The sequence below is a fragment of the Leucobacter sp. GX24907 genome (genome assembly GCF_053567335.1).
Map to the genome: position 1 here is coordinate 134,321 of NZ_JBSGPD010000001.1, position 24,393 is coordinate 158,713.

Below are 24,393 nucleotides of genomic sequence, written 5' to 3' on the forward strand. Positions count from 1 at the left end.
AGCGCTTGGTGGCGCCGTTGCTCATCTCAGCCACCGCCCCCATCCGCGGTGACGACGTACTTGCCGCTGTCGGGGTCGAAGCGCATGGGTCGATCCGGATCGGGTTCGATGAGAATCCGCTCGCGCGAACCTCGTCGCCCGCGGATCATCGCGACGATGACGAGCAGAGGCTCGCCCTCGAGCGGAACCCGCTCCGGGTCCGCCTCCATCTGCGCAGTGACAACGCGGGGGCCCTCCGGTGCCTCGAAACCGACGCGAACCTTGAACTGGCTCAGATGGCTGATCCGGCCATGTCGGAAATCGAGATGTTCGAGCCGCCCGGGGTAGCGCGTACCCGTCGAGCGGATCGCCGCGATCCTCCGCTGCGTTCTCACCGCGAAACGTATCGAGAACGGGAGAGCGATAAGAAGCCCGAGTGTGCCCACCGCGGCGACGCCGAGGAAGATCATAAGAATGCCGGTGTCGGGCAGTTCCCAGTACCCCACGCTCGGGGGAGCGTGCCTGATGTAGTCGATGTCGATCGCGAGATGGAGCAGAAGCGCGATGAAGAAGGCCGCAGTGATAACGAGCGCCGCAACGACTGCCGGAAGTCCGAGCTGTCCGTACTGCGCCCTGGCACGCCTCGTGAACCCGAAGGTCGGGCCAAGCACGACCATCGAGACAACGGCGAGGATCACGATCACCCACCACCACCAGTGCGTGGCAAGGTCTTCAACAGCGGGCGCCGCGATGGGATCGACAAGCCTCGGCAGGGCAAGGAACGCGAGACCGATCCAGAAGAGGAACGTGAAGGAGAGCCGGCCGATCATGCTCGCGGTGAAACGCCCCGGTCGCGCACCCGGTCTCAGGGTCGTGATACTCGAACCCCTGTGCTCGGTCGAGAAAATCGGCCCGTCGATCCACCACTCACCAAGCGGATCCCTCGATTCGCTCGAACCCTCGGACACACCGATCTCGTGGACACGCATCGCCTCACCGGGTTGCGGACGGACCGCGTCGGATCGATCGCTGTCGTGCGGTGGAGTTGCCATCACAGGATCCTCCTTCGCCATCGATATCGGTGAGCCGTCGTCGATGCCACTGATACTCCGAACCGGAATGGGTTTCAGACTATCGAACGCTCAACATCGGACTGCCAGTCCGCACCGGATCACGCCATCACAACCGCAGCTTTGCTTCTGAATGGCCAGGCCACGAGGACGTGGAGCGGGAAGGAGTGATAAGCGGGCGGATCGTAGGTCTGCCCGTTTCCGAAGCGAAACCCGCCGACCACTTCCATCAAAACGAGAGTTCAAACCGGTTTGAACAACACCAGTTCGGGCTCTCAAACGTGGTGGACGCGGGTGGACTCAAACCGAACACCTGGCGTCGGTTCGAGCGGCTCGGTTCCGCGTGGGAGCAGGCGAGAATCGGTGCTGGTGACACGTCAGCAGACGCTTCGGAGCCCGAGTCCGGCGTCGTCACGACCCCAAGGAGACGAACTAGAACACCGTTGACGGAGAGCGAAGTGGACTCTATCCGAACTGCCCGCGCGAACGGCGAGAGCGTGGTCTCCATCTGTCGCCGGTTCGACGTGCATCGGATGACCGTCTGGACGCATACGAGAGACTTGCTCTCCCCCGAATGATCTCACCCGTCCTCCGCAGACGACGGGAACACGGCCGTGGACTCGAGCGCCGCGTAGTCCGGAGGTTTGTCGGCATCACTTGCGAGAATGACACTGTGAAGTTCAAGCGCCGCAACCTCGAAGCCCTCGGTTCCCTCATCGTAGGCAATCTGGGTCGTGACGACGCCGAAACCGCGGACGCGGCCAAGTACTTCCCCTACCGCTCCAGCACGTACATCACGGAGTTCTTCCAGGAGTTGGAGACGGAGTTTCAGCACGACGGCTCAACCCGCCACCGCTGGGTGGCTGACGTGTTGGAACAGATGCTGGCCGAACCGCACGACGGCCCCAATCATCCACCCGCGATCTTCTGTCGCCTCATCGACCAGTTCATGAGTCCAGCCGATCGGCTCAACGAAGGCCCCGACCGGCCTCATGCGCTGGCGCAACTCAACGAGGTTCTCGGCCGCGAAGGCTTCGAGGCGTTCTATGGCGAAAACAGTCACTGCTACCTCCGCCACGTCGGCACCCAGACCGTCACTGTCCTTGCCGCCAATCCGCACCGCCCCTTCAGCAAGGCCGAGCAGGAGCGGCGGCGGCTCCTGGCGGCTTACCTCGACCAGTGCAACGAGGATGATCTCATCGAGGAGGTGCTGCTCCCACTGTTCAGGCAGTTGGGCTACCACCGCATCACGGCAGGCGGCCACAAGGACAAGGCGCTGGAGTATGGCAAAGACATCTGGATGCGCTACACCTTGCCGACCCAGCACATTCTCTACTTCGGCATCCAGGCCAAGAAGGGAAAACTCGACGCCGCCGGCGTCACCAAGACCGGCAACGCCAACATGGCCGAAATACACAACCAGGCACTTATGATGCTGGCACACGAAATCTTCGATCCCGAGACCAACCGCAGGGTCTTGGTGGACCACGCCTTCATCGTTGCAGGCGGGGAGATCACCAAGGCCGCCCGCAACTGGCTCGGCAACGCTCTCGACGCTAGCAAGCGCAGTCAGATCATGTTCATGGACCGCGACGACATCTTGAACCTCTACGTCGTTGCCAGCCTGCCGCTGCCCGAGGGAGCCTTGCCGCCGTCGCCCACGAACCCGTGGGCCATAAGCGACGAGGCGCCGTTCTAGGGTCTAGCTGAAACGGAATCCAAAGAGCCCACCGTCGTCGGTTGCGTCGGTGAGTCGTGTCGACATGATGTACGGCCCGGCATCAAACGCCCCGTCGCTCTGCGTTTCAACGAGGTCGATGAAGTCTGAGTTAAGCGTCACGATGTACTGGAAGCTGTGCTGTTCAGCCAGCCGAGCACCGATGTTGAGGCACGACGCGATCTGACGACCATCGATCGCATCGAACAGATGGCTGTCGTGGACCAGGATGTCGGGCGCGCGGCTGTTCTTGATCGCAGTAATCAAGCAGGTCGTGTCGAACATGAAAGTCTCGACGCTGCGCACACCGGTACTCGCGTCGCCTGAGACTTGCGGAGTGACCTTCAAGATGCCCTTCTCCGTAGGAGCAACCAGGAGAGTGGCTTCGCGGTCGGTGTATATCTCCGAACCCAACTCATCGAACAGGGCGATGGCTTCGTCGAGAGAGCTCGTCCGTTCGTGCAGCTCTGCGCGAACGGACGTTACTAGTTCTGCAGTCTTGAGCTTCAACCTGTCGTTGATTTGGCTAATCGATGCCGCCGCCTCGACGCGGCGTTCTATGTCGGCGACGTCGGCCTCCAACTTCGCCAAGTCCCGCTGAACAGCTAGGAACGTGTCGAGCGCAACGGTTTCACTCAGCAGACGGAGAATCTCAGAGCGCTCGACGTCGCGGGTTCGTCGTTCGGTATTAATGGCGTCGAGTCGCGCGGCAGCAGCCTCCAGCTCTTGTTGGAGAAAGCTGCGTCGGTTGCGGATGACGGAATGATGGAACTCAGATACTTCATCAAATCGCCGTCCAACAAGCTCGGGTAACACGACGCCGAGTTCGTTGTAGACGCGCGTCAGCTTCGCCTTCAGGGCCTCGTCCTCAGCCGGGTCCACTTCGTCTCGGAGAGCCGTCTCTATTTCGCGGCTTCGGCGCTGAAGCGCGAGCCCTTCGTCATTGAGGCGCTGAATAGAGGCGGTGGCGATTGAGATTGGTTCTTGACCTTGATCCCGCATCAACCCTGCATCCTGAGATCAGGAGCTTCCCGCAACGGGTGGGAACGTCTTCGCGAAGGAGGCAGTCGATGTCGAGTTTCATCGAGAAGATCGTCGGCGACATCGGCGACAAGAAGCGGTGGCGGGAATACAAGGCACGCGTGAAGGCACTCCCCACCGGCTATCGGACGGCGACCGAGGCGCTGGAGCGGTACCTGCTGTACCGCGGCGTGATCGCGAAGGGCGATGTCCTGGTGTCCCTGCACGAGGAAGTTGCTGCCGTGTTCGAGCGGGCAGCGTCCGCGAACACACCGATCCGCGAAGTCGTCGGCGCTGACCCCGTCGAGTTCGCTGACACACTGCTGAGCAAGTACGCGGCCGGTGAGTGGATCGACATGGAGCGGGAGCGGCTGATTGCAACGATCGCTGAGGCTGAAGCACGGGGCGCGGGCGCATGACGACAAAGCAGAGCACGACTGCGGCGATCCGCCTGCGGGGCATGGAGAAGTCGTACGGCAAGCTCGCGGTCCTGCGCGGAGTGGACTTCGATGTCGAGCCGGGCACCATTTTCGCCCTCCTGGGTTCCAACGGGGCCGGTAAGACCACGGTCGTGAGAACCCTGTCCACGCTGATGAAGGCAGACGCAGGCAGTGCAAGCATCGCCGGATTCGACGTAGCCACCCAGGCCGGGCGGGTTCGGGAGTCGATCAGCCTCACCGGTCAGTTCGCCGCGGTCGATGAACTCCTCACCGGGCGCGAGAACCTCGTCTTGGTGGCCAAGCTCCGGCACCTTACGGACCCCGGGGCGATCGCCGACGACCTGCTGGACCGGTTCGCGCTGGGCGAGGCGGGCGGGCGGAAGGTCGCCACCTACTCCGGTGGCATGCGCCGTCGGCTAGACATCGCGATGAGCCTCATCGGCGACCCGCCGGTGGTGTTCCTGGACGAGCCGACGACGGGCCTGGATCCGGAGCGGCGCATCGAGGTGTGGCGTGCGGTCGAGAAGCTCGCCGCGGGTGGGACGACGGTCTTGCTGACGACGCAGTATCTGGACGAGGCCGAGGAGCTGGCGGACCGGATCGCGATCCTGCACCAGGGGCGGATCATCGTCGACGGGACTCTGGAGGAGCTGAAGAAGCTGCTGCCGCCAGCGAAGGTCGAGTACGTCGAGAAGCAGCCCTCGCTGGAGGACATCTTCCTCGCCCTGGTGGGCGAGAACAGCGGCGACGACGATACGGGCGAGAAGGGGACATCATGACCACGCACTTCTTCGCAGACACGGCCACGCTCACGGGGCGGTCGTTGAAGCACGTCACGCGCAGTCCGGACACGATCATCACGACGGCGATCATGCCGATCGCGATCATGTTGTTGTTCGTCTACGTCCTCGGCGGCGCCATCGAGACCGGGCCGGAGTCCGGCTCGGGTACGTATATCGACTACATGCTGCCGGGCATCTTGCTCATCACGGTCGCGATGGGCATCTCGTACACCGGCTACCGGCTGTTCACCGATCTGAAGGGCGGCATCTTCGACCGGTTCCACTCCATGCCGATTGCCCGCTCGGCGGCACTGTGGGCGCATGTGCTGACCTCGCTGGCGGCCAACGTGATCTCTGTGGTGATTGTGGTCGGCGTGGCCCTGCTGATGGGGTTCCGGACCGGGGCGAACGTGCTCGACTGGCTCGCAGTCGCCGGCGTCCTGGCGTTGTTCGTACTGGCGCTGACCTGGGTCGCGGTGATCGCCGGGCTCTCGGCGACATCGATCGAGGGGGCTACGGTGTTCTCCTACCCACTGATCTTCCTGCCGTTCATCAGTTCCGCGTTCGTGCCGACGGAATCCATGCCCGGACCGGTGCGGTGGTTCGCCGAGCATCAGCCGGTGACGTCGATCGTGAACACGATCCGGGACGTGTTCGCTCAGCAGCCCGCGGGGGGCGACATCTGGCTCGCGTTGGCCTGGTGCGTGGGCATTTTCGTCGTGGCCTATGCCGTGGCGATGTCCGTCTATCGCCGGAAGATCAGCTGAGGCAGGGTGGATGGCATGCTCACCATCAGCCAGCTCGCCGCGTACGCCGGGGTGACGGTGGCCGCGGTCCGGCACTATCACAAGATCGGTCTGCTGCCCGAGCCCGAACGCGACCGCTCCGGGTACCGCAGCTACGACGCCGCCGCGGTGGTGCGGCTGATCCGCATCCACGTCCTGGCCAGCGCGGGCGTGCCGCTGGCCCAGGTCGAAGACCTCCTCGACGCCGAACCCGAGCAGTTCGCCGCGCGGGTTCGTGAGATCGACACGCGACTGCGCGCCGAGGCACGACGGATTCAAGACACCCGCAGGCGGCTCGCCCAGATCGCCGCGGGCGAACAGATGGCGCTCCCGGAAAGCGTCGTCGGCTACCTCGACCGGCTCCGCGAACTGGGCGTCGAGGAGGGTTACATCGAGAGGGAACGAGACGCCTGGATCGTCGTCGCCGCCCAGGTTCCCGACCGGATCGACGCGATCATCGCGAAGAAGCACGACGACCTGGACGACCCGGATGTGGTGCGGCTCTACAGCCTCGTCAGCACCGCACTCGACTGGTCCGCCGACGACCCGCGCGTGATCGAGACCGCCGACATCCTCGACCGCATCACCACGCGCGCCGCCGAAGCCGGCGACATGGACGACGACGGGCTCGACGATCAGGTGGTCGCCCTTCTCGATGCGGCCGTGGCCGAGACATCTCCGGCCGCCGAGCGACTCCTCAGCCTCCTCGAGGAACGAGGCTGGAAGGGCTTCACCCGCTTCGAGCGGATGCCCGCCGGCAAGCACAACGCCTGACCCGGCCATCTACCACTAGCGGCGCCGCCCAGCGGCTTCGCCTGATCCACGGCGCCTCGACGCTGGCAGTCCGCCAGCGCCCGAACCACCCCTACGACCAAAAAGGAGACTCGCGATGCCCGCGACAACCGCGCACGAATCCACCATCGCGACGGCGACTCTCGCCCCTGCTTCGAACACGAATCGCCGCAAACAGGCTCACCGACAGGAACCGCGCTGATGTCCACATCTGATGCGAGGACCGCGCCGTCGGCAGCCGTGCAACTGACGGCGGTGAGCAAGGTCTACGGCAAGCGCCGTCGGGAAGTCGTCGCACTCGATGACGTGAGCATCGGCTTCGGCCGGGGAGCCTTCACCGCTGTGATGGGGCCCTCCGGCTCGGGCAAGAGCACCATGCTACACTGCGCGGCTGGCCTCGACCGTGCGACCTCGGGATCGGTTCACCTGGATCATCAAGACCTCGGCGAGCTGAAGGAGAAGCAGCTGACCGTGTTGCGCCGCGAGCGCATTGGCTTCATCTTCCAGGCGTTCAACCTGCTCCCGGCCCTGACCGTGGCGCAGAACGTGCTCTTGCCCCTCGAACTCGCCGGTCGCCGCCCCGATCGTGTTCGGCTGTCGCAGATCTTGGAGCGGGTCGGCCTGAGCGAGCGCGGACGGCATCGCCCGGCCGAGCTCTCCGGCGGTCAGCAGCAGCGGGTCGCGATCGCCAGGGCGCTGATCACCGAGCCCGCCGTCGTGTTCGCCGACGAGCCCACCGGCGCGTTGGACACCCGCACCGGCCGCGACGTGCTCGGTCTGCTGCGCGAGACAGTCGAGGACGCCGGGCAGACCATCGTGATGGTCACCCACGACCCGGTCGCAGCGTCCTATGCCGACCGGGTGGTGTTCCTGGCCGACGGTCGGGTGGCGGGTGAGATTCGGCAGCCGACCGCGGAGGCCGTGGCCGAGCAGATGACTCACCTGGGTGCTTGGGCCGACCAAGGCCCGGCGCCGTCGAAGGACGGGGGGCGTCGATGATCCGGCTCGCAGTTCGCACCTTGCGTCACCGTGCGGGGGGCTTCCTCGCGGCCTTCCTGACAATGCTCCTCGGCGCAGCGATGGTGATGGCGTGCGGCGGGCTGATGGAAACGGGAATCCGCACCTCCATGGCGCCAGGACAACTAGCGGATGCCGATGTCGTCGTGGCCGGCGACCCAGGCTTCGACGTCCCGCAGATGAGCTACACAGCCGTCCTTCCCGAACGAGTACGCATCGACGCGGACCTGGTGGACTCCCTCGGGGCGTTGCCCGGGGTGGCCCAGACCGCCGGCCACGTCTTTGACGACCCGGCACCGGACGGCACCCTCGACGCCATCACCGTGGTGGCTGTGCCCGGCACGAGCGTCGATGACCTGCGTAAACGTGTGGATGCCGTGCTGCCCGAAGGTGTCATCAGCTATGTCGATGACCAGCGAGGACTCGCCGAACGACCGCAGGCCCTCACCGGCTCCGATGTTCTGATCTCTCTGGCTGGCGTGTTCGGCGCCATGGCGCTAATGGTCTCGCTGTTCGGTGTCGCCTCGATGCTGGCGCTCTCGGTCCAGCAACGCCATCGCGAGCTGGCGCTGCTGCGCGCGGTCGGCAGCACCCCGGGACAACTGCGAGCGCTGATCCTTGGCGAAACACTGATCCTGGCGGCCGTAGCGACCGTGGTCGCGATCCTGCCCGGCCGGTGGCTCGGTGCGTTCATCCTCGACGGCCTGGTCAATGCCGGGGTCGTTGCCGAAGGCATTCAGTTCCGTCTGGGCTGGATTCCGACACTCGTCGCGATCGCCTCGGCCATGCTCGCCGCGATCGGCGGAGCCTTCGTGGCGGGCCGGCGAGCCGCGAACACCCGGCCCACCCAGGCACTGGCCGAGGCCGGACTGCCCGAACGCAGACCAGTGGGCTTCGGGAGGATCTTCGTCGGGTTGGTCCTGCTGGCGGGCGGCACCGCACTGGCCATCGTGACGATGACGGTCCTGAACGGGCCGCTCGCTTCCAGCACCGGCATGCCGGCTGCGATCGTGTGGGCGATCGGACTCGCAGCAATCAGCCCACTGCTCACGAGACCGCTTGTGGCCGTGCTGCAATGGCCACTGCGAGCATTGACCGGACAACCAGGGCGACTGGCCTTGCTCAACGCGCGCGCCGCGATCGACCGCACCGCCGCCGTCGTGGCTCCCGTCATCGTCCTCTGCGGCAGCGCGACCGGGGTGCTGTACATGCAGGCCACCGACGAAGCTGCAGCCCTGCAGACGTTCGCGGACAGCCTCACGCCCGATGTCGTGGTGACAACCGAGCACGGCGTCACCCCCGAACTCCGCGACCAGATCAACGCGATGCCGGGCGTGTCCGGGGCTTCCGAGTATGTTCGGAGTGCGGGCTATGTGGAGCAGCCCCATGACGGCTCATACCGGTGGGACGTCTGGACTCTGCAAGGCATCACGACCGAAGACATCGGCGCCATCGTGCCGATCACGATCGCCCACGGCAGTGTGGAGAACCTCCACGGACCCACGGTCGCTCTAAACGTCCTCCAGGCCACAGAACTCGGCGTGGACGTGGGCGACCCGATGACGCTGCGGATGGGCGACAACAGGTCGCTGGCCGTGGAAGTTGTCGCGCTCTTCGCCGCCGACAACGATTACGACACCATGGTGCTGCCGGCCGACGTCCTCGCCGAGCACACCACAGCAGGCCAGGTCACCATGATCCTGGTAGCCAGCGACGGCACCCGCCCCGCCGACGAACTGATCGCTGACATCGAGGACCTAACAGCAGTCGTCGACGGAGTGACGGTCTCAGACCGAGAAGCACTGATCACCGCATTCGCCGAGACGCAGCGCACGCAGAGCATCGCCAGCTACATCATCGTCGCCATGATCGTGGCCTACAGCGCGATCTCCGTCATCAACGCACTCGCCTCAAGCACTCTCGCGCGTCGCCGCGGGTTTGGTCTGCAACGTCTCACCGGCCTCACCCGCGGACAAGTGCTGCGGATGCTCACCGTCGAAGCCCTCCTGGTAGCCGTCATCGGCGTGTTGGTCGGCACCCTCTCCGCTGGGGTGACCGCGGTGGCCTTCAGCCTCGGGCGCGCTGACACCTTCTCTCCGTCCGGCTCACCGGGCATCTACATCGCGGTGGTGAGTCTCGTGGTCCTGCTCAGTCTGCTGGCCACGCTCCTTCCCGGCTCGTGGTCCACCAGACAACGACCGGCCGAAGCCGCGATCACCGGGTAGTCACGAGAGCTGAGAATGCCGAAGTCGAGAGCGCATTCATACGCACCAGTCTCGGCACGAACGCAGACCTTCCACCGCCCGGTGAGCCCCATCGCCTATGACTGCGTCAAGCTGATCTTCGTCCGCCACGGGTCGGCAATCCTGCTCAGCGAGTTCGGCGAGAAACCGGTCAACGTAGGCCACGTCATCGCGCTCGGGGCGAACACCCTATGCGGCAGCGAGCCCGAGGGCTCGATCACCGCCACCACCCTCTACCTGGACCGCGACTACGTGATCGATCGGTGTTACTGCGCCATGTGGCCGGAATGCACCACATTGGACCCGTGTTTATGAGACACCCAGTCCTCCCGCGAGCTGCCTTCCCGAGCCACAACGCGAAGCGTGGGCCGCTATCTGGCCCCGGCTTCAATGGGCAACTGCTACTATGACTGTCATACTATGACAGTCATAGTATCCGAGTAATAGGAAGGGGATGACTGTGATTGGCGCTGACGCCATCCGTGGAAACGTAGACCTCCTGGTGCTGGCGTTGCTTCGATCGGGCCCGTCGTACGCGTACAAGCTTGCGCAATGCATCACCGAAGTCGCTGGCGAGGACTACTCGATCAAGCAGGCCACCCTCTACTCGGCAGTAAAGCGCCTCGAATCCGGCGGTCACGTACGTTCGTCCGCCAAGCTCTCTTCGTCAGGCAAACCGCGCACCAACTACCGCATCACCGATCTAGGTCAGCGGCATCTCGACCTCAAACTCGAGGAGTGGCGGAATACGAAATCCGTCGTCGACAGGTTCGTCGACCTAGCCACAGGAATAGCTAGACCGTGACCGCATCACACATCTAGAAGGTTGGTAATGATCGACGACACAATGACTGACGCCGATGAGGTGCTCCGCGGCCTGTATCAGGAAGGTGATGAAGATGCCCGCATGGTCTTGCCCCAGAACTTCGTGGAGTGGGATCGCACCTGCGAATTGCTCCGTCGCTGGCTGCCGAATGCGCCTGCGACAATCCTCGACGTAGGCGGCGCGTCGGGTCGATACGCACAGTGGCTCAGTTCGCTCGGGTATAGCGTCCTCGTGATCGATCTCCTGACCAAGCATGTCGAGCAGGCACGGGCCAAGGGGATCAACGCGGAACCGGGTGACGCACGCGAGTTGCCGCAGGCGACTGGCAGCGTAGACGCCGTTCTGCTCATGGGACCGCTCTATCACCTCCCGCTCGCCGAAGACCGTCAGCGTGCCCTAGCCGAAGCAACCCGAGTCTGTCGTTCTGGCGGGCAGGTGATCGCTGCGGCGATGTCCAGGTGGGCGAAGCCTGCAGTGCGCGCCTCCCGAGGCGAGCTCGCTGATGCGGAGATCCAACGCCATCTGGAGGCCGTACTGAGCGGGGGCAATGATCCTAACGGCACTGATTTTGACCGGGTCTCGTACAACCATGACCCAGCGGAGTTCGAAACAGAGCTTCAGGCGGCTAACCTGCGTGATATCGAAGTCCTCGGGATCGAGGGACCACTCGGCGCAGCCGCACGAGAGGATACCGGGCTGAACGACTATGCGATTCGCACCGCCCGAATTGCCGAGCGGCACGCACCACACCTTTCGATCCACCTGCTCGGCCGTGGGCTCGTCACCTAAAGTGCCGGCGATCTCCGAATCGCCACGCTTCATCGAGCGAGCACAGTCGCGCCCATCCGCGGATCGAAAGAACCCGGGAACAGAATCTTGGCCGGGCTATTGGCGCTACGAGAGGCCCAAGACGCCCGTAAACCCGCCGACGCCCAGGGCTATCGATAAAACTTGAAACTGTCGCTCCCCGATCCCTACGAAGAAAGGAACAGGATGACACGACCTCAACGTCAGATCCATGACGCACTGGTTGACCTGCAGAGCGCAACTGAGAAGGACAAGATCGTTCGACGCTTGCCAGCCGGCAGCGGCTTAGACGCGATCGGCGTGCGCATGAAGGACGTATTCGACACGGCCAAGGAGTGGACCGACCTCGATCTTGAGCACGTTCCAGAACTGTTGTCCAGTCCCTGGTACGAGATGCGGATGGTCGGCGTGTCAGTCCTCGACTTCAAAGCACGACGCCGCGGTCTACCCGATGACGAACGACGCCGCCTCTACGACACCTATATGAGTCACCACGAGTTCATCAACATCTGGGATCTCGTCGACCGTGCGGCTCCGCGGGTGATCGGGTGGTACCTCCTCGACAAGTCACGCCAGCCCCTCTTCGACCTCGCCCGATCCGAAGCCCCGATCGAGCGACGAACGGCGATCACCGCATCGTTCTGGCTGATCCGCCAAAGCGACCTCGACGACCCGATCGCACTAGCAGAACTGCTCCTCGACGACCCCAGCGAGATCGTCACCAAGCCCGTCGGAACCGCACTGCGGGAAGTCGGCAAGATCGATCAACAGCGGCTCCTCGACTTCCTCGACAAGCACAGGAATCGAATGAGCCGCCCAACACTGCGACTCGCCACCTACCTGCTACCTGACCAGGTGCAGAAGGCGCTCTAAGGCGCTTCGCATGCTCACGCGTAGCCGTCCCGAGTGGGAGCCCATAGCCAGCTCCGAGGCCGTGGCTGCAACTCCGACTGCTGTGCATCCTCAACGGCTTCAAGTTCCTCATCCACGGCCCTATCAGCCTCGTGCGGCTGATCCGGGTCCGCCGCAGCGAGCGCCGTCAAGCTCGCGTCGAGGCCAGGGAACGCCTCGCGACGCCCCAGCGGACTGTGCGCGTACCTGCGGAGTATGAGGCACTACCGCAGCACGAGCACGGGCCGACGCATCTCAGCCGAACTTCGGCCGCGCACAGCGGCTGACCACAAGCGTCTGGTCGCGCTCGTGCTGCACCTCGCCGACGAACTCCACGCCCACGAACTCGACCAGCACCAGCGCCACATCGACACGCAACGAAACGAAGCAGAGTCAACGCCCGCCGCACCGAGGGCGGGTGAGCAAGGAGCAGAAGACCATGACCCCACGTATCGCCCCAGCACCCGTTCGCCCGACTGAAACCTTCCCGTTGTTGACGGCGGTGACCTATCAGCGGGTCTCCACCAAAGAGCAAGCCTCAAAGGGCGGACGCGACGAGGGGTTCTCGATCCCCGCTCAGCGTGAGGCCAACACCCGCAAAGCCGAGTCTCTCGGCGCGCGGGTCGTGGCAGAGTTCGTCGACGCCGGAGAATCCGCCCGCTCAGCTGACCGACCCGACCTGCAACGGATGCTGGACTACATCGCCACCCACCAGGTGACGTACTGCATCGTGCACAAGGTCGACCGGTTGGCCCGCAACCGGGTCGATGACGTGGAGATCCACCGCCGCCTCGTCGAAGCCGGGGTCACGCTGGTCTCGGCGACGGAGAACATCGACGAGACCCCCTCGGGGATGCTGCTGCACGGCATAATGTCGTCCATCGCCGAGTTCTACTCCAAGAACCTCGCCACCGAAGTCACCAAGGGCCTGACGCAGAAGTTCGAGACCGGCAGCACGCCGATGCGCGCTCCCATCGGCTACCTCAACGTCCGCAAACGCGACGAGCAGGGCCGCGAGTACCGCACGGTGGAGATCGACCCCGAACGCGCACCCCTCGTACGGTGGGTGTTCGAGCAGTACGCCACCGGAGACCGCACCGTCGTCGACCTGCTCACCGAAGTCACCGCCCGCGGGCTGACCACCGTGCCGACGCCGAAGCGACCCTCCGGACCGGTGGCACGGTCGGGGTTCTTCAAACTGCTGCGCAACCCCTACTACATCGGCATCGTCCGCTACAAAGGCGCCGAGCAGCCCGGCACCCACGAGCCACTGATCGACATTGACACCTGGCAGCACGTCCAACGACTCCTCGACTCGCGCAAGATCGCCTCCGAACGGCGACGCTCCCACGACCACTACCTCAAAGGCACCCTGTACTGCGGATCGTGCGGATCGTGCGGATCAAGGATGCAACTGGACTACCCCGCCAACAAGCAAGGCGTCCGCTACGGCTACTACGTCTGTTCCGGCCGGGCCTCCAAGCGTAAGAACTGCACCCGGCGGGCCGTGCCGGTCGGCGTCGCCGAGCAACTCGTCGCCGACTGCTACAGAGACATCGCGATCACCGAGGCCGAGTACGCCACCCTCGCCGCGCAGGTCGAGGCGGCGTTCGACGAACGCCTGGCCTCCCGCTCCCAGGAACTGGCCGAGTTGACTGAGAACCGCAAGCGGCTCCAGATCGAGAGCGACAAGCTCCTCGCCGCGCACTTCGCCGACGCCATCGACCTGGAGACCTTGAAGCGCCACCAAGACCGCATCCGCTCCGGGCTCGCCGACATCGACCGCCGCCTCGCCACCGAACACGATCACCACACCGGAGCACGCAAACAACTGAGCACCGCACTCAGCCTGCTGGTCGACTGCGCGACCCTCTACGCCCGCACCAACGCCCACGGCAAGCGGCTCGCCAACCAGGCACTCACCAACGGCATCGACATCAGCGAAGACGAAAGGGCGACGATCCGACTCGCCGAGCCCTTCGCCGCCCTCACACCAACACCGGATTCGACTGATGTCAGGTGTTCTAGTACGTCTTCAATTGTGGATCCTGGGAGAATCGAACTCCCGACATCCTGCTTGCAAAGCAGGCACTCTACCAACTGAGTTAAGGACCCGAGTGACAACTGGTGTCGCTCTTCCGAACTTCAGTGCGAAACCGTTGCTCGGACTTGAATACTATAGCCGGATGTCGGTGCAGGGGACAAATCGGGCCGCGAGTACAGTAGATACGTGAGTGGATCAGGTGAACCGACTCGCTCGAACGCGGTCGTAGGAGCGTTTCGCAGCCTCGTTCGCATGCCGCAACCCGGTCCGCCGCGATACGGCGTCGCGACCCGTGCCGGCCTTGCGATCGCGGTGCCGCTGCTGGCACTCACGCTGCTCGGACATCAAGACATCGGGCTGCAAACCGCTGCCGGAGCATTCATCGCCCTGTTCGCCGCCCAGGCGAACGCGAAAGAGCGAGCGAAAGCGCTCCCGTTCATCATGCTCGCACTCCTGCTCAGTGCAGTCTGCGGCGTGCTGCTCACCCCGTGGCCCCTGGCGTTCGCCGCAGGACTCGTGTTCGTCGCGATCTCCGCCTCAGCACTGTGCTTCGGCTTTCGGGTGGGCCCTCCCGGCCCGGTCTTCTTCGTGCTCGCCTACGGGCTCGCCTCGAATGTCACCGGCATCGTCGACGGTGAGCGAGCGAACGATCCTCTGGTCTTACTCGGGGCAATGCTCTTCGGCACGTGCTTCGCCTACCTCCTCGCGATCCTCCCCCTCGTGCTGCGATCGCAGCGCAGGCTCCCGGCCCGCCCGCTCAGCGAGTTGCTCCCCGGGCCATGGATCGGTCGTGACGAGTTCATGCTCATCACACGCATCGGGATCGCCGCGATCCTCGGAACCGCGATCAGTCTCGTCTGGCTCGATCAGGGACACGCGTATTGGACGGTGTGCTCGAGCATCGCGGTTGTGGGGCTCGTCGGTGGCCGCCGATTCTCTTTGCAGCGCGGCCTGCACCGCACGATCGGCACGGTGATCGGGGCGCTCCTCTTCATGATCATCGCACCTGTCGGCGCATACCCGGTACTTCTCGCCGTGCTCATCGGAGCCCTGCAGTTCACCATCGAACTCGTCGTCGTGCGAAACTACGCGCTCGCGCTCATGATGATCACACCACTCGTGCTCCTCATCACTTCGACCGTCTCCTCAAGCGGCGGATACGTTGCCTTTGCGCTTGAACGCGTCGTCGATACCCTGGTGGGCGCGCTTCTCGCAATCCTCACCGCCCTCATGCATCGGAGGTAGTCCGCTCGTAACGCAAGAACACGAAGCCCTCATCATCTGAGCGCAGGCTCCCGATACGAAAATCCCGTGGGTGCGCTGCCGACGAGTTCGCGATACGCGGGGCTTCGCCTGCGACGAACTTCGGCGAAATGGTGAGACACACCTCATCGACCAGATCGGCCTCGAGCAGCGATCCGAACAGCGATGGGCCGCCCTCGCAGAGCACCCGAGAGAGGCCGTGATCGGCCAGGTGCGCGAGCGCAGCGCCGAGATCCACCCGAGATTCCCCGAAATCGAGCACATCGGCGACCTGCTCGAGCGCCTCACGCCGCTCACTCGGCGCGCCCTCGCGCGTGATCACGAGCGGTCGGTGCTCAGCCTTCGTGAACACCGACATGTCGGGTGCGAGATCGAGCGACCCGCTGAGGATCGCCATGCGCGGCACCTCGGTAAGCCCGAGTGATACGCGCCGCCTCTGCAACCCATCTGGCAGGCCGAGGCCGCCGTACCCCTCAGCGCGTACTGTTCCCGCGCCGATGAGCACGACGTCGCACAGGGTGCGCAGCACCAGCATGAGCTCACGATCGTGCGCTCCCCCGAGCGAACCGCTGCGACCATCGATCGTGACCGCGCCATCGGCGCTCGACACGAAGTTCATGCGCACATGAGCGCGGCCGGCAGGCGGCAACGGGTATGCGCTCCACCAGTCGAGTTCGGTCGATTCGCTCATGCGTGCACCTCCGCTCCGAGCATCGGCATGTTGTGTCGAAGGTACGCGGGCTCCCGCCAGCCCTGAATGGTTTCGAACATGCGGATCGCGTCGACCGTCTCGGGAACGTTGTGCACGCGCACCATGCGTGCGCCCTGTGTCACGCACCACACGGCGCTCGAGAGCGAACCGGGCAGCCGCTCGGAGCGTTCGCGGTGCAGTGACTCCCCGATGAAGTCTTTGTTCGAGAGCGCAACGAGCAGCGGATACCCGAGTGTCGCGAACTCCTCGAGCCTCCGCGTGATCTCGAGGCTGTGCAGGGTGTTCTTGTTGAGGTCGTGACCCGGATCCACGATGATCTGCTCGGGGCGCACCCCGTGCGCGAGGGCGAGCTCGACTCGCGCCTCGAGAAACTGCAGCACCTCGGCAACCACGTTCTCGTACATCGGCCCGACAAGTTTGGTGCGGGGCTTCGCGACGCTGTGCGCGATGACGAGCAGCGCGTCGCTGTCGGCAACGACGTCGGCCATCGCCGGATCGTGCAACCCGGTGGTGTCGTTGATGACGGCGGCGCCGGACTCGATGGCGCGACGCGCGACCTCGGGGTGGAAGGTGTCGACGCTCACGGGGCCGTGCGGTGCGAGTTCGCGCACGAACGGCACGACGCGCTCAGTCTCCTCGTCGATCGGCAGCTGCGGGCCCGGGGCGAACTTCACTCCGCCGACGTCGAGCAGATCCGCCCCATCACCGAATGCGCGCACCCCCGCCTGCACCGCAGCATCGAGTTCGAATGTCGCGCCACGGTCGTAGAACGAGTCGGGGGTACGGTTCACGATCGCCATCACGGCGACGCTGCGATGGAGATCGATCGTCGTGTCGCCGAGGCGATGGACCTCGGCGTCGATGCGCGGGTCGACGATCACGAAGCGATCAGATCTTCGAGGCTGACGCTCGTGTCGCCGAGCCTCGACTCATCGATCTGCTTGCCGCCGCGAATGAGCTGTTGCACGGCTTCATTGACGTCCCAGATATTCACGTTCATTCCGGCGACGACGCTCCCCTCTCGCACCCAGAAGGCGATGTACTTCTTCGCAGCGAGATCGCCGCGCACCACTATCTTCGCGTCTTGCATGAGGTGAGGGTACCCGGAGAGCTCCATGCCGAGGTCGAACTGGTCGGTGTAGAAGTACGGGATCTCGTCGTAACTCACCGTCTCACCGGTGAGCACGCGCGCCACCGCCTTTCCCTGATTGAGGGCGTTCGCCCAGTGCTCACTGCGCAGGCGGCGCTTCGCGACGGGATGCATCACACTCGCGACATCACCCACGGCATAGATGTCCCCGGCGCTCGTCGCGAATCCTTCGTCGGTCAGAATCCCATTGTCTGTGCTGAGCCCAGCAGCTTCGGCGAGTTCGGTATTCGGGATCGCCCCCGCGCCGATCACCACCGTGTCGGCGGCAATGGTCTCTCCATCGACCACCACGCCGGTCACCTGGGTGTCACCGACGATCCGCTCGACCTTCGCACGCATGCGAAACTGCACACCGTGACCTTCGTGCATGCGCTGAAAGGCTCTTCCGAGTTCGTCACCGAGCGCGCTCGCGAGTGGCACGCCGTCGCGGGCTGCAACGGTGACTTCGTTGCCGAGAGTTCGCGCCGAGGCGGCAACCTCCATGCCGATCCACCCCGCGCCCACCACCACGAGACGCCGATCACCCGACGCGAGCGCCTCGCGCAGCCTCACTCCATCGTCGAGCGTGCGAAGGAAGTGCACGCCGTCGAGGTCGCATCCCTCGAGTGGCAGCGTGCGCGCACGCGCGCCCGTAGCGATGACCAGCTTCTCGTAGTCGAGCTCTGTTCCGTCGTCGAGCACCACGGTACGGGTATCGGGGTGGATCGCGGCCGCCCGCGCCCCGGTGCGTACCTCGATGCGCTGCTCGGTGTACCACTCCTCTGGTTTCAGCAGCACCGATTCGGGTTCGCTCTTGCCCTGCAGCACCTCTTTCGAGAGCGGCGGGCGCTCGTACGGGTAGTGTTCTTCGCCCGTGAGGATGGTCACGTCGCCCGCGTACCCGAGCTCTCGCAGCGTGCGCGCCGCACGACCGCCTGCAAGGCCACCGCCGATGATCACTGTTCCGGGCATCGCCACTCCTTTGTCGAATCGAGTCTGCTGTACCCCGCGTAGCCCCAGATTAGGCTTATGATGCAATTTAAGCAAGGAATGTTGTCGATAGAAAATGGCTGTCAATGACCACGGAGATCATCATCGCCGCGAACCGCCTGCCGATCGTATGGGAGACGACCGAGACAGGCGACCGACGCATGTCACTCGCGCCCGGAGGGCTCGTGAGCGCTCTCGCTCCCGTGTCGGCTTCGCTCGGGTGCACCTGGGTCGGATGTCTCGATGATGCACCCGGGGAGCCCTTCACGATCGCCGGCCAGAGATTCGTCGCCGTCCGCACCGAGCCGTCGCAGTACGAGCCGTACTACGAGGGCTTCGCGAACCAGGTGCTCTGGCCGCTTTTCCACGGCCTCCCCGAGTACGCGACGCATTCGGCGACGGCGGGTGACATTGCCTTCTGGTTCGACGCCTACCGCAAGGTGAATCGCGCATTCGCAGAACGCATCGCCAGGACCGAATCACGCGATGCGCTCGTCTGGGTGCAGGATTACCACCTGCTGCTACTCCCCGAGATGCTCCGAGACCTGCGCCCAGATCTTCGCATCGCCGTATTCATCCATATCCCGTTCCCGCCCCCCGAGATGCTCGAAGCGCAACCGTGGGCGCAGGAACTCATGGTGGGTGTCGGGGCAGCCGACCTCATCGGCACGCAGCGCGAAGCCGACGCGACGCACCTGCGAGTCGCACTCGAGGCACTTGGCCCGCACCCATCCCCTGACGTGCGCGCATTCCCGATCTCGCTCCACACCGCACCGGTGCTGCTCGCGGCCCGCACCTCACTCGAGCAGGGTTCGGCACAGTCACTGCGCGCGCGGTACGGCGCATCGGGGCGTCAGATGCTGCTCAGTGTGGATCGTCTCGACTACACGAAGGGCATCCCCGAACGCATCGGTGCCTTCAAAGCGCTGCTCCGATCATGGGACCGGGCTGATCCACCCCCCGTGCTCGTGCAGGTCATCACCCCCACCCGGGAGCGCATTCCCACGTATCAGGAGTATGCGGCCCAGGTCGCGACCGCAACCGCGCGCGTGAACGATCGTTACGGCACCGTCGGGTACACACCTATTCAGACGGTCACCGGCTCGATCGGGGTGCCTGAACTTGCCGACTTCTTTCTCGCGGCCGACGTCATGTGCGTGACGCCGCTGCGCGACGGCATGAATCTTGTCGCCAAGGAGTTCGCGACGGCGCGCATCGACGAATCCGGCGTGCTCGTGCTGAGTCAGACCGCCGGTGCGGCCGATGAACTTGCAGAGGCCATCATGGTGGATCCCTCCTCACCCGACAGCATGACGAATGGCATGCGTGCCGCGCTCGACATGCCGACTGGTGGGGTAGGTAAGCGCATGCGGGCACTGCGAGCACGCGTGCTCGGGCGTGACGTGCACGCGTGGGCACGCGAGATGTTGCGGGCATGCGGCGCGGGTGACGATGCGACAGGCCAGACCGCATCTTACGAAGAGAGTCTGCAGGCCGTCAGTGAGCTCGCCGACTCGACGAGGCACCGCGTGTACGACTTCGTGGTTGCACAGCACGATGCGGTGAGCCGGGAACACGTGGCGCGCGGCTTAGGGATGCCCCTGAGCACCGCGAAGTTTCATCTCGAGCGTCTTGCATCTCGCGGCCTGCTCGAGACGGAGTCGCGGCGCACCACCGGCCGTGAGGGGCCCGGTGCGGGCCGCCCCGCGAAGCACTACCGCAGGTCGCGCACCGCCTTTCCGATCTCGCTCCCCTCGCGCAGCTACGACACCATGGGGCATATTCTCGCTCGCTCGATCATGCTCTCTCGTGGTGCAAAGAGCGACGGGAGCGCAGCTGACCTTGATCTGGCGGTACGCGAATCCGCCTTCCTGAGCGGAGTCGAAGCGGTGACAGGCGGTGCGCAACCGGACTGCGACGCCGATGATCCACTCTCCCGGGGTACGGCCGCGCTCGGGGCCCTCGGGTTCGAGGCAGAGATCGAGGCGGGATCGATCCGGCTCAACAACTGCCCATTCGACTCCCTCGCCCGCACACATCGCGAGGTGGTGTGTTCGGCGAATCAGCAGTATGTGCAAGGTGCGCTCGATGCATCGGGCTGCGCTGAGCTTCGGGCAGAACCCGACTCACGGCCGGAAACCTGTTGCGTCACGGCGCGACCGTGCTCGCAAGCAGCATCTCGATCAGACGAATCATCACGATAGCCGCCGATACGTCAACAGACGCCCGGGCGCTTCACCGCGATCGGTAGAGAAGGCTCAGGCAACTTGATGTCTACCTCGGCGCCCAGGCGCACCCGAAGTCTGCACCGACGTGCACTCCGATAAGCCCCCAATCGGGGACGGTCATAGAGTAGATCGACCATGATTCGAGCTGCCACTCGTGCAGCCCTTCAGCCGCTATCGGCTCAGCCTGATCATTCGGTACGGCGAAGACGTCAATACCGAGGGGATACGTGTCGTACTCGGCCGAGGCCGGGCAGATCCCGCCGTACGCGGGGAAGGGTGCGATTTGCACCGGCCAAAGCGTCCCGTTCGGGCCTTGATCGGTGATCCCTACTGTGCGTACCCGTTCATCGGAACCACGATCAGTGCATGCAAGGTTGTCTTCCCCCATCGCGTGTCGGAACTCGTGGATCTCGAAGCCGTCATCAACTGCGGTGACGTTCGCGGTAACCGTGCCGCAGTGGATCGTCCGCGCAACAGGCATCTCAACCTGCACGGCCTCGCCGTCGTGTTCGGCCCAGAGGTACCACTGCCGGTCAACCGAGTTGCCTCCCGCGTACGCTTCAACGGGAACGATTGCGTCCTGGTCACCATCGCCATCAGCGTCACTGAAAAGTACTTCGTCAGCGACGACGGTGTACTGCACACCCTCGACGTCGGCGGCTCCATCGGTCAGTGAGACCGCGAGGGGTGGGTAGGTCTCGGTATGGGACACGAACAACCAGTCGGCGTTGCCGAAGTCGAAGTCCTCAAGAACTGGAACCGGCGTCTCCTCTTCGACGGGATCCTCAGTTTGAACTGGTGTGACAGGCGCAGGCTCTGCCGTTGCGCAACCGACGAGAAGCAAGCTCGCCACGGCCATCACGGTGCCAACACATGCAAGGCTCGAACGCATTGGTCGGGCGAAGCGGGTGGATCGGGGCATTGGCTACTCCTCAGTCGAATGCGTGCAGGTTAGAGCCTGGTCCAAGCGCAGCCGGAGCTGCCATCGACGTTCACGCCGACGAGTTTCCAACCCTGATACCCGTCGCGGAAGATCTGCCACTCCTCGACCGGCCATGTATTGATCTGGTCGCCCGCGAGCGGCGTGGCCTCCGCATTCGGTACTGGGAAATGGTCAGCGTTCGCCGGGTCTCCGTGGAAAGCCGTCGAGATCGGGCACGCTCCGCCGAACGACTCGAAAGGAGCCGTCTGCGCGGGCCAGAGTTCCCCATCCGGGCCGTCGGCGCTGATCGTCACCGTGCGGGTCCGCTCGTCGCTGCCGAGTTCACCGCATTCGGTATAGGTCTCCTCACCGGAGCGGAGGTGGAACTCGCGAACCTCGAAGCCGCCGTCCACCGCTGCGACGCTCTCCACGACGATGTCGCAATGGCTGAGCGCAGCGGGAACGGGGGCCTGCACCGCAGAGCCCTCCTCATCAGCCCACAGATACCAGGCTGTGCCAAGATCCACTCCGCCACCAACCACATCGACGGCACTGACCGGAACGATGGCATCAAGATCGCCGTCGCCGTCTGCATCGCTGTAGACGATCCCGTCTGCCCCGATCGTGTACTCGACTGTTTCGATGATCGCGGGACCGTCTGCGAAGCTCAGACCGTCTGTTGGGATCATTTGCCCATGGTGAGAGAGAGACCATTCCAACGTCGTGAAATCGACATCTTCGATGGAGAATTCGGGTGCTTCCTCCACCGGCGTCACTTCTTCAGCTGGTGTCGGAACAGGAGCGCTCGTGCACCCGGTAAGAAGCAAGCCAAACACTGAAAGAGAAACGGCGACTCTTGCCCGCTTGTTGCGTAACGATGCCACACCAATGCTCCTTCGCTGGGTAGCAGGCACCCTGCCACATGCCTGGTCGTATACGTTCCACCGCTGTCACTTACATTCGACACGACGTATACATAGACTAGTGTCAATTAAGACTGCTAGCCAGGGGCGCATGTTCTGCCGTTCCAGATTGGAGAGCTGCCATGCCTCGCAACGAGTACGAGAGCGGCCGCTCGGTCAGTCCGCCATGGTGGCTGTTTCTGATGCTCTGGATCGGCTTCGCCGGGTGCCTTTCGCTGATTCCTGTGACGTCGCAGCTCTTCGAGTACTGGGGTGGTGACGGATCAGGGGCGCTGCCCTGGGTGTGGATCGCTCCCGCGCTGGGCTCGCTGATCGCTCTGATCGTTCTCACCGCGAAACGGAACAGCGTGAAGCTCGCGTCAGAATACGAGAGAGGGTAGCGATCATGAGCATCGGAGATCGAGACATCTGGCTAGACCGCGACCTCGCGCGATCGGACGCCGCCGAGCTCGCGAGCGCAGGGCGAGCTGACAAAGCTGACGACGTGCTCCGCAGCCGAGGGCTCAATCCGATATATGGTTCGGCTCAGTCAACAAGGCCCGGAGTCGGCACCTACCTACTCGGCATCGGTATCGCCGTGGCGGTGCTCTGGCCCGTGATCGTCGGCCTCATGGGGCTCGTGAAGAACGGCGTCTATGGGCTTGCGGCGGGCTTTCCCCTCGCGTTCCTCCTTCCCTCCATCGGTACGAGCCCGCTCCGCGGGTTCCTCGGCATCACGACGACAGCCGTCATCGTCGGGGGCCTGCCGCTGCTCCTCACCCTCCTGATCGGCCCAGCCCGTGCCCCGAAGTTCCGCGCCGTGCTCTGGGTACTCGCGGTGCTACTCGTCGCATTCGTCGTACTCCTCGGCACCATCTCCTGGAACACCTTCGTACGAGCGGGGGTATGACAATGACCGCACAGCCGCAAGAGACAGTGCCCACCGGCCCCGCGCCCGTGCCCCCGCCAGTAGAGAGCTGGCTCGCGGGGAGACTGTTCCGCCTGATCAATACAGTTCTCGGGTTGCTGATCCTCGGGGCAGCGTTCTTACCGTTCATCACAGGCGGACACGACGCTGCCGCCGACATCATCCGCATCAGCGACGCCCGTTTGATCTTCGCCCTCCTCGCAGTCGCGATCGTCGGGGTGAACCTCTTCGGCATCATCCGACTCGGTACATCATGGGTACGGTCGGCGTCGGTACTGTTAGGCCTATTCATCTCACTCTGGGCGCTCGTGGTTTTGCTCGAGATCAACGAGGTCGGCATTCCCGAACCCCTGGGGGGTGCATCGCCAGGCGTCGGGCTCTGGCTGACGCTTATCCTAGGGGTCGCCGTCATCGTCGTATCGGTGGGCGACCGGGGAACCACGGGCTACGCGGATAAGCTCCTCGACCGCGCCGACACACTCGCGCAGAAGGGGCACGTCATCCGCCCTGCACGCCTCTGCCGAACTGCCCTGCGTATCGTGCTCAGAACTCTCGGCCCTGATCACGCCTACACGATGTTCATCGCCTCGGGCTACGGCACATTCCTCGTTCTGGCTGGGCAGGGACATCGCGCACGCACGATTGCGGATCAGCTGTATCCGAGATACTCCGCGCTCGGCACTGAGAATACCGATCCGTGGTTCCATCAGCTTCGCGTCGAACTGAGTCGCACAGGACTCTAATCGATACCGCTTGAAGCGGGCGGTTCCCGAACTGCTGCTGCCCTGTGAGGCATGTAATACGGTGGGGCTACCAGGACTTGAACCTGGGACCTCTTCATTATCAGTGAAGCGCTCTAACCGCCTGAGCTATAGCCCCTTGACCGAGAATCGACTTTACCGGAAC

Annotated in this window: 24 protein-coding genes, 2 tRNA genes and 1 pseudogene; 17 read left to right on the forward strand and 10 right to left on the reverse strand. The window is 64.2% G+C overall.

The window, feature by feature from the left end:
- Positions 1–26: 26 nt before the first annotated feature.
- Positions 27–1,031 (reverse strand): hypothetical protein, encoded by a 1,005-nt coding sequence (locus ACUYV6_RS00710; RefSeq protein WP_449276730.1) that lies wholly within the window; start codon positions 1,029–1,031, stop codon positions 27–29.
- 691 nt (positions 1,032–1,722) lie between these two features.
- Here ACUYV6_RS00710 and ACUYV6_RS00715 point away from each other — a divergent pair.
- Positions 1,723–2,748 carry a hypothetical protein gene (locus tag ACUYV6_RS00715; RefSeq protein ID WP_449276731.1) on the forward strand — a complete coding sequence of 342 codons (1,026 nt, stop codon included), beginning with the start codon at positions 1,723–1,725 and terminating at the stop codon, positions 2,746–2,748.
- 3 nt (positions 2,749–2,751) lie between these two features.
- Here the strand turns inward: ACUYV6_RS00715 and ACUYV6_RS00720 are convergent, their stop codons facing one another.
- Positions 2,752–3,768: an ABC-three component system protein gene (locus tag ACUYV6_RS00720; RefSeq protein ID WP_449276732.1), complete on the reverse strand. Its 1,017-nt coding sequence runs from the start codon at positions 3,766–3,768 to the stop codon at positions 2,752–2,754.
- 68 nt (positions 3,769–3,836) lie between these two features.
- Here ACUYV6_RS00720 and ACUYV6_RS00725 point away from each other — a divergent pair, with 68 nt between their 5' ends.
- The 11 genes and pseudogenes from ACUYV6_RS00725 to ACUYV6_RS00775 all read left to right on the forward strand — a co-directional run.
- Positions 3,837–4,205 (forward strand): DUF1048 domain-containing protein, encoded by a 369-nt coding sequence (locus tag ACUYV6_RS00725; protein ID WP_449276733.1) that lies wholly within the window; start codon positions 3,837–3,839, stop codon positions 4,203–4,205.
- Positions 4,202–5,005, forward strand: coding sequence for an ABC transporter ATP-binding protein (locus ACUYV6_RS00730; protein WP_449276734.1), 804 nt, complete (start codon positions 4,202–4,204; stop codon positions 5,003–5,005). The genes ACUYV6_RS00725 and ACUYV6_RS00730 overlap by 4 nt, the downstream gene beginning before the upstream one ends.
- Positions 5,002–5,775: an ABC transporter permease gene (locus ACUYV6_RS00735; protein ID WP_449276735.1), complete on the forward strand. Its 774-nt coding sequence runs from the start codon at positions 5,002–5,004 to the stop codon at positions 5,773–5,775. The genes ACUYV6_RS00730 and ACUYV6_RS00735 overlap by 4 nt, the downstream gene beginning before the upstream one ends.
- 15 nt (positions 5,776–5,790) lie before the next feature.
- Positions 5,791–6,567, forward strand: coding sequence for a MerR family transcriptional regulator (locus ACUYV6_RS00740; protein ID WP_449276736.1), 777 nt, complete (start codon positions 5,791–5,793; stop codon positions 6,565–6,567).
- Positions 6,568–6,786: 219 nt separating this feature from the next.
- Complete coding sequence (locus tag ACUYV6_RS00745) at positions 6,787–7,584, forward strand: ABC transporter ATP-binding protein (protein WP_449276737.1); 798 nt, start codon at positions 6,787–6,789, stop codon at positions 7,582–7,584.
- Positions 7,581–9,827, forward strand: a complete 2,247-nt coding sequence (locus ACUYV6_RS00750; RefSeq protein ID WP_449276738.1) for an FtsX-like permease family protein — start codon at positions 7,581–7,583, stop codon at positions 9,825–9,827. The genes ACUYV6_RS00745 and ACUYV6_RS00750 overlap by 4 nt, the downstream gene beginning before the upstream one ends.
- Before the next feature lie 81 nt (positions 9,828–9,908).
- A complete protein-coding gene (locus ACUYV6_RS00755) occupies positions 9,909–10,160 on the forward strand; it encodes a hypothetical protein (RefSeq protein ID WP_449276739.1) in 252 nt (83 codons plus the stop codon).
- 139 nt (positions 10,161–10,299) lie between these two features.
- Positions 10,300–10,650 (forward strand): PadR family transcriptional regulator, encoded by a 351-nt coding sequence (locus ACUYV6_RS00760; RefSeq protein ID WP_449276740.1) that lies wholly within the window; start codon positions 10,300–10,302, stop codon positions 10,648–10,650.
- Positions 10,651–10,677: 27 nt separating this feature from the next.
- A complete protein-coding gene (locus ACUYV6_RS00765; protein WP_449276741.1) occupies positions 10,678–11,460 on the forward strand; it encodes a class I SAM-dependent methyltransferase in 783 nt (260 codons plus the stop codon).
- A gap of 204 nt (positions 11,461–11,664) precedes the next feature.
- A complete protein-coding gene (locus tag ACUYV6_RS00770; protein ID WP_449276742.1) occupies positions 11,665–12,351 on the forward strand; it encodes a DNA alkylation repair protein in 687 nt (228 codons plus the stop codon).
- A gap of 457 nt (positions 12,352–12,808) precedes the next feature.
- Positions 12,809–13,852: pseudogene (locus ACUYV6_RS00775) on the forward strand (recombinase family protein); the annotation flags it as partial.
- Here the strand turns inward: ACUYV6_RS00775 and ACUYV6_RS00780 are convergent.
- Both ACUYV6_RS00780 and ACUYV6_RS00785 read right to left on the reverse strand, forming a co-directional pair.
- On the reverse strand, positions 13,772–14,263 hold the full coding sequence (locus ACUYV6_RS00780) for a hypothetical protein (protein ID WP_449276743.1): 492 nt from the start codon (positions 14,261–14,263) through the stop codon (positions 13,772–13,774). The pseudogene ACUYV6_RS00775 and the gene ACUYV6_RS00780 sit on opposite strands and share 81 nt — an antisense overlap.
- A gap of 148 nt (positions 14,264–14,411) precedes the next feature.
- Positions 14,412–14,484, reverse strand: a tRNA-Ala gene (locus tag ACUYV6_RS00785).
- A gap of 181 nt (positions 14,485–14,665) precedes the next feature.
- Here ACUYV6_RS00785 and ACUYV6_RS00790 point away from each other — a divergent pair.
- Positions 14,666–15,658 (forward strand): FUSC family protein, encoded by a 993-nt coding sequence (locus tag ACUYV6_RS00790; protein ID WP_449276744.1) that lies wholly within the window; start codon positions 14,666–14,668, stop codon positions 15,656–15,658.
- Here the strand turns inward: ACUYV6_RS00790 and ACUYV6_RS00795 are convergent.
- The 3 genes from ACUYV6_RS00795 to ACUYV6_RS00805 are packed head-to-tail and all read right to left on the reverse strand — an operon-like array spanning position 15,642 to position 18,489.
- Positions 15,642–16,367: a pyrimidine reductase family protein gene (locus tag ACUYV6_RS00795; protein ID WP_449276745.1), complete on the reverse strand. Its 726-nt coding sequence runs from the start codon at positions 16,365–16,367 to the stop codon at positions 15,642–15,644. The two genes, ACUYV6_RS00790 and ACUYV6_RS00795, sit on opposite strands and share 17 nt — an antisense overlap.
- Positions 16,364–17,269: a dihydropteroate synthase gene (gene folP / locus ACUYV6_RS00800; RefSeq protein ID WP_449276746.1), complete on the reverse strand. Its 906-nt coding sequence runs from the start codon at positions 17,267–17,269 to the stop codon at positions 16,364–16,366. Before folP ends, ACUYV6_RS00795 begins: the two co-directional genes overlap by 4 nt.
- Complete coding sequence (locus ACUYV6_RS00805) at positions 17,266–18,489, reverse strand: NAD(P)/FAD-dependent oxidoreductase (protein WP_449276747.1); 1,224 nt, start codon at positions 18,487–18,489, stop codon at positions 17,266–17,268. Before ACUYV6_RS00805 ends, folP begins: the two co-directional genes overlap by 4 nt.
- Positions 18,490–18,593: 104 nt before the next feature.
- Here ACUYV6_RS00805 and ACUYV6_RS00810 point away from each other — a divergent pair, with 104 nt between their 5' ends.
- Complete coding sequence (locus ACUYV6_RS00810; protein WP_449276748.1) at positions 18,594–20,711, forward strand: trehalose-6-phosphate synthase; 2,118 nt, start codon at positions 18,594–18,596, stop codon at positions 20,709–20,711.
- A 70-nt stretch (positions 20,712–20,781) separates the two neighbouring features.
- Here ACUYV6_RS00810 and ACUYV6_RS00815 read toward each other — a convergent pair whose 3' ends face one another.
- Together ACUYV6_RS00815 and ACUYV6_RS00820 are read right to left on the reverse strand one after the other, a co-directional pair.
- Positions 20,782–21,657 carry a hypothetical protein gene (locus tag ACUYV6_RS00815; RefSeq protein ID WP_449276749.1) on the reverse strand — a complete coding sequence of 292 codons (876 nt, stop codon included), beginning with the start codon at positions 21,655–21,657 and terminating at the stop codon, positions 20,782–20,784.
- 29 nt (positions 21,658–21,686) lie between these two features.
- Complete coding sequence (locus ACUYV6_RS00820) at positions 21,687–22,346, reverse strand: hypothetical protein (protein ID WP_449276750.1); 660 nt, start codon at positions 22,344–22,346, stop codon at positions 21,687–21,689.
- Positions 22,347–22,702: 356 nt separating this feature from the next.
- Here ACUYV6_RS00820 and ACUYV6_RS00825 point away from each other — a divergent pair, with 356 nt between their 5' ends.
- Genes ACUYV6_RS00825 through ACUYV6_RS00835 form a run of 3 tightly spaced genes read left to right on the forward strand, consistent with a single transcriptional unit; the run spans position 22,703 to position 24,230 of the window.
- Positions 22,703–22,960: a hypothetical protein gene (locus tag ACUYV6_RS00825; protein ID WP_449276751.1), complete on the forward strand. Its 258-nt coding sequence runs from the start codon at positions 22,703–22,705 to the stop codon at positions 22,958–22,960.
- Positions 22,961–22,965: 5 nt separating this feature from the next.
- A complete protein-coding gene (locus ACUYV6_RS00830; RefSeq protein ID WP_449276752.1) occupies positions 22,966–23,469 on the forward strand; it encodes a hypothetical protein in 504 nt (167 codons plus the stop codon).
- 2 nt (positions 23,470–23,471) lie between these two features.
- Complete coding sequence (locus ACUYV6_RS00835) at positions 23,472–24,230, forward strand: hypothetical protein (protein ID WP_449276753.1); 759 nt, start codon at positions 23,472–23,474, stop codon at positions 24,228–24,230.
- Positions 24,231–24,292: 62 nt separating this feature from the next.
- Here ACUYV6_RS00835 and ACUYV6_RS00840 read toward each other — a convergent pair.
- Positions 24,293–24,366: transfer RNA gene (locus ACUYV6_RS00840), tRNA-Ile, on the reverse strand.
- Positions 24,367–24,393: the final 27 nt, after the last annotated feature.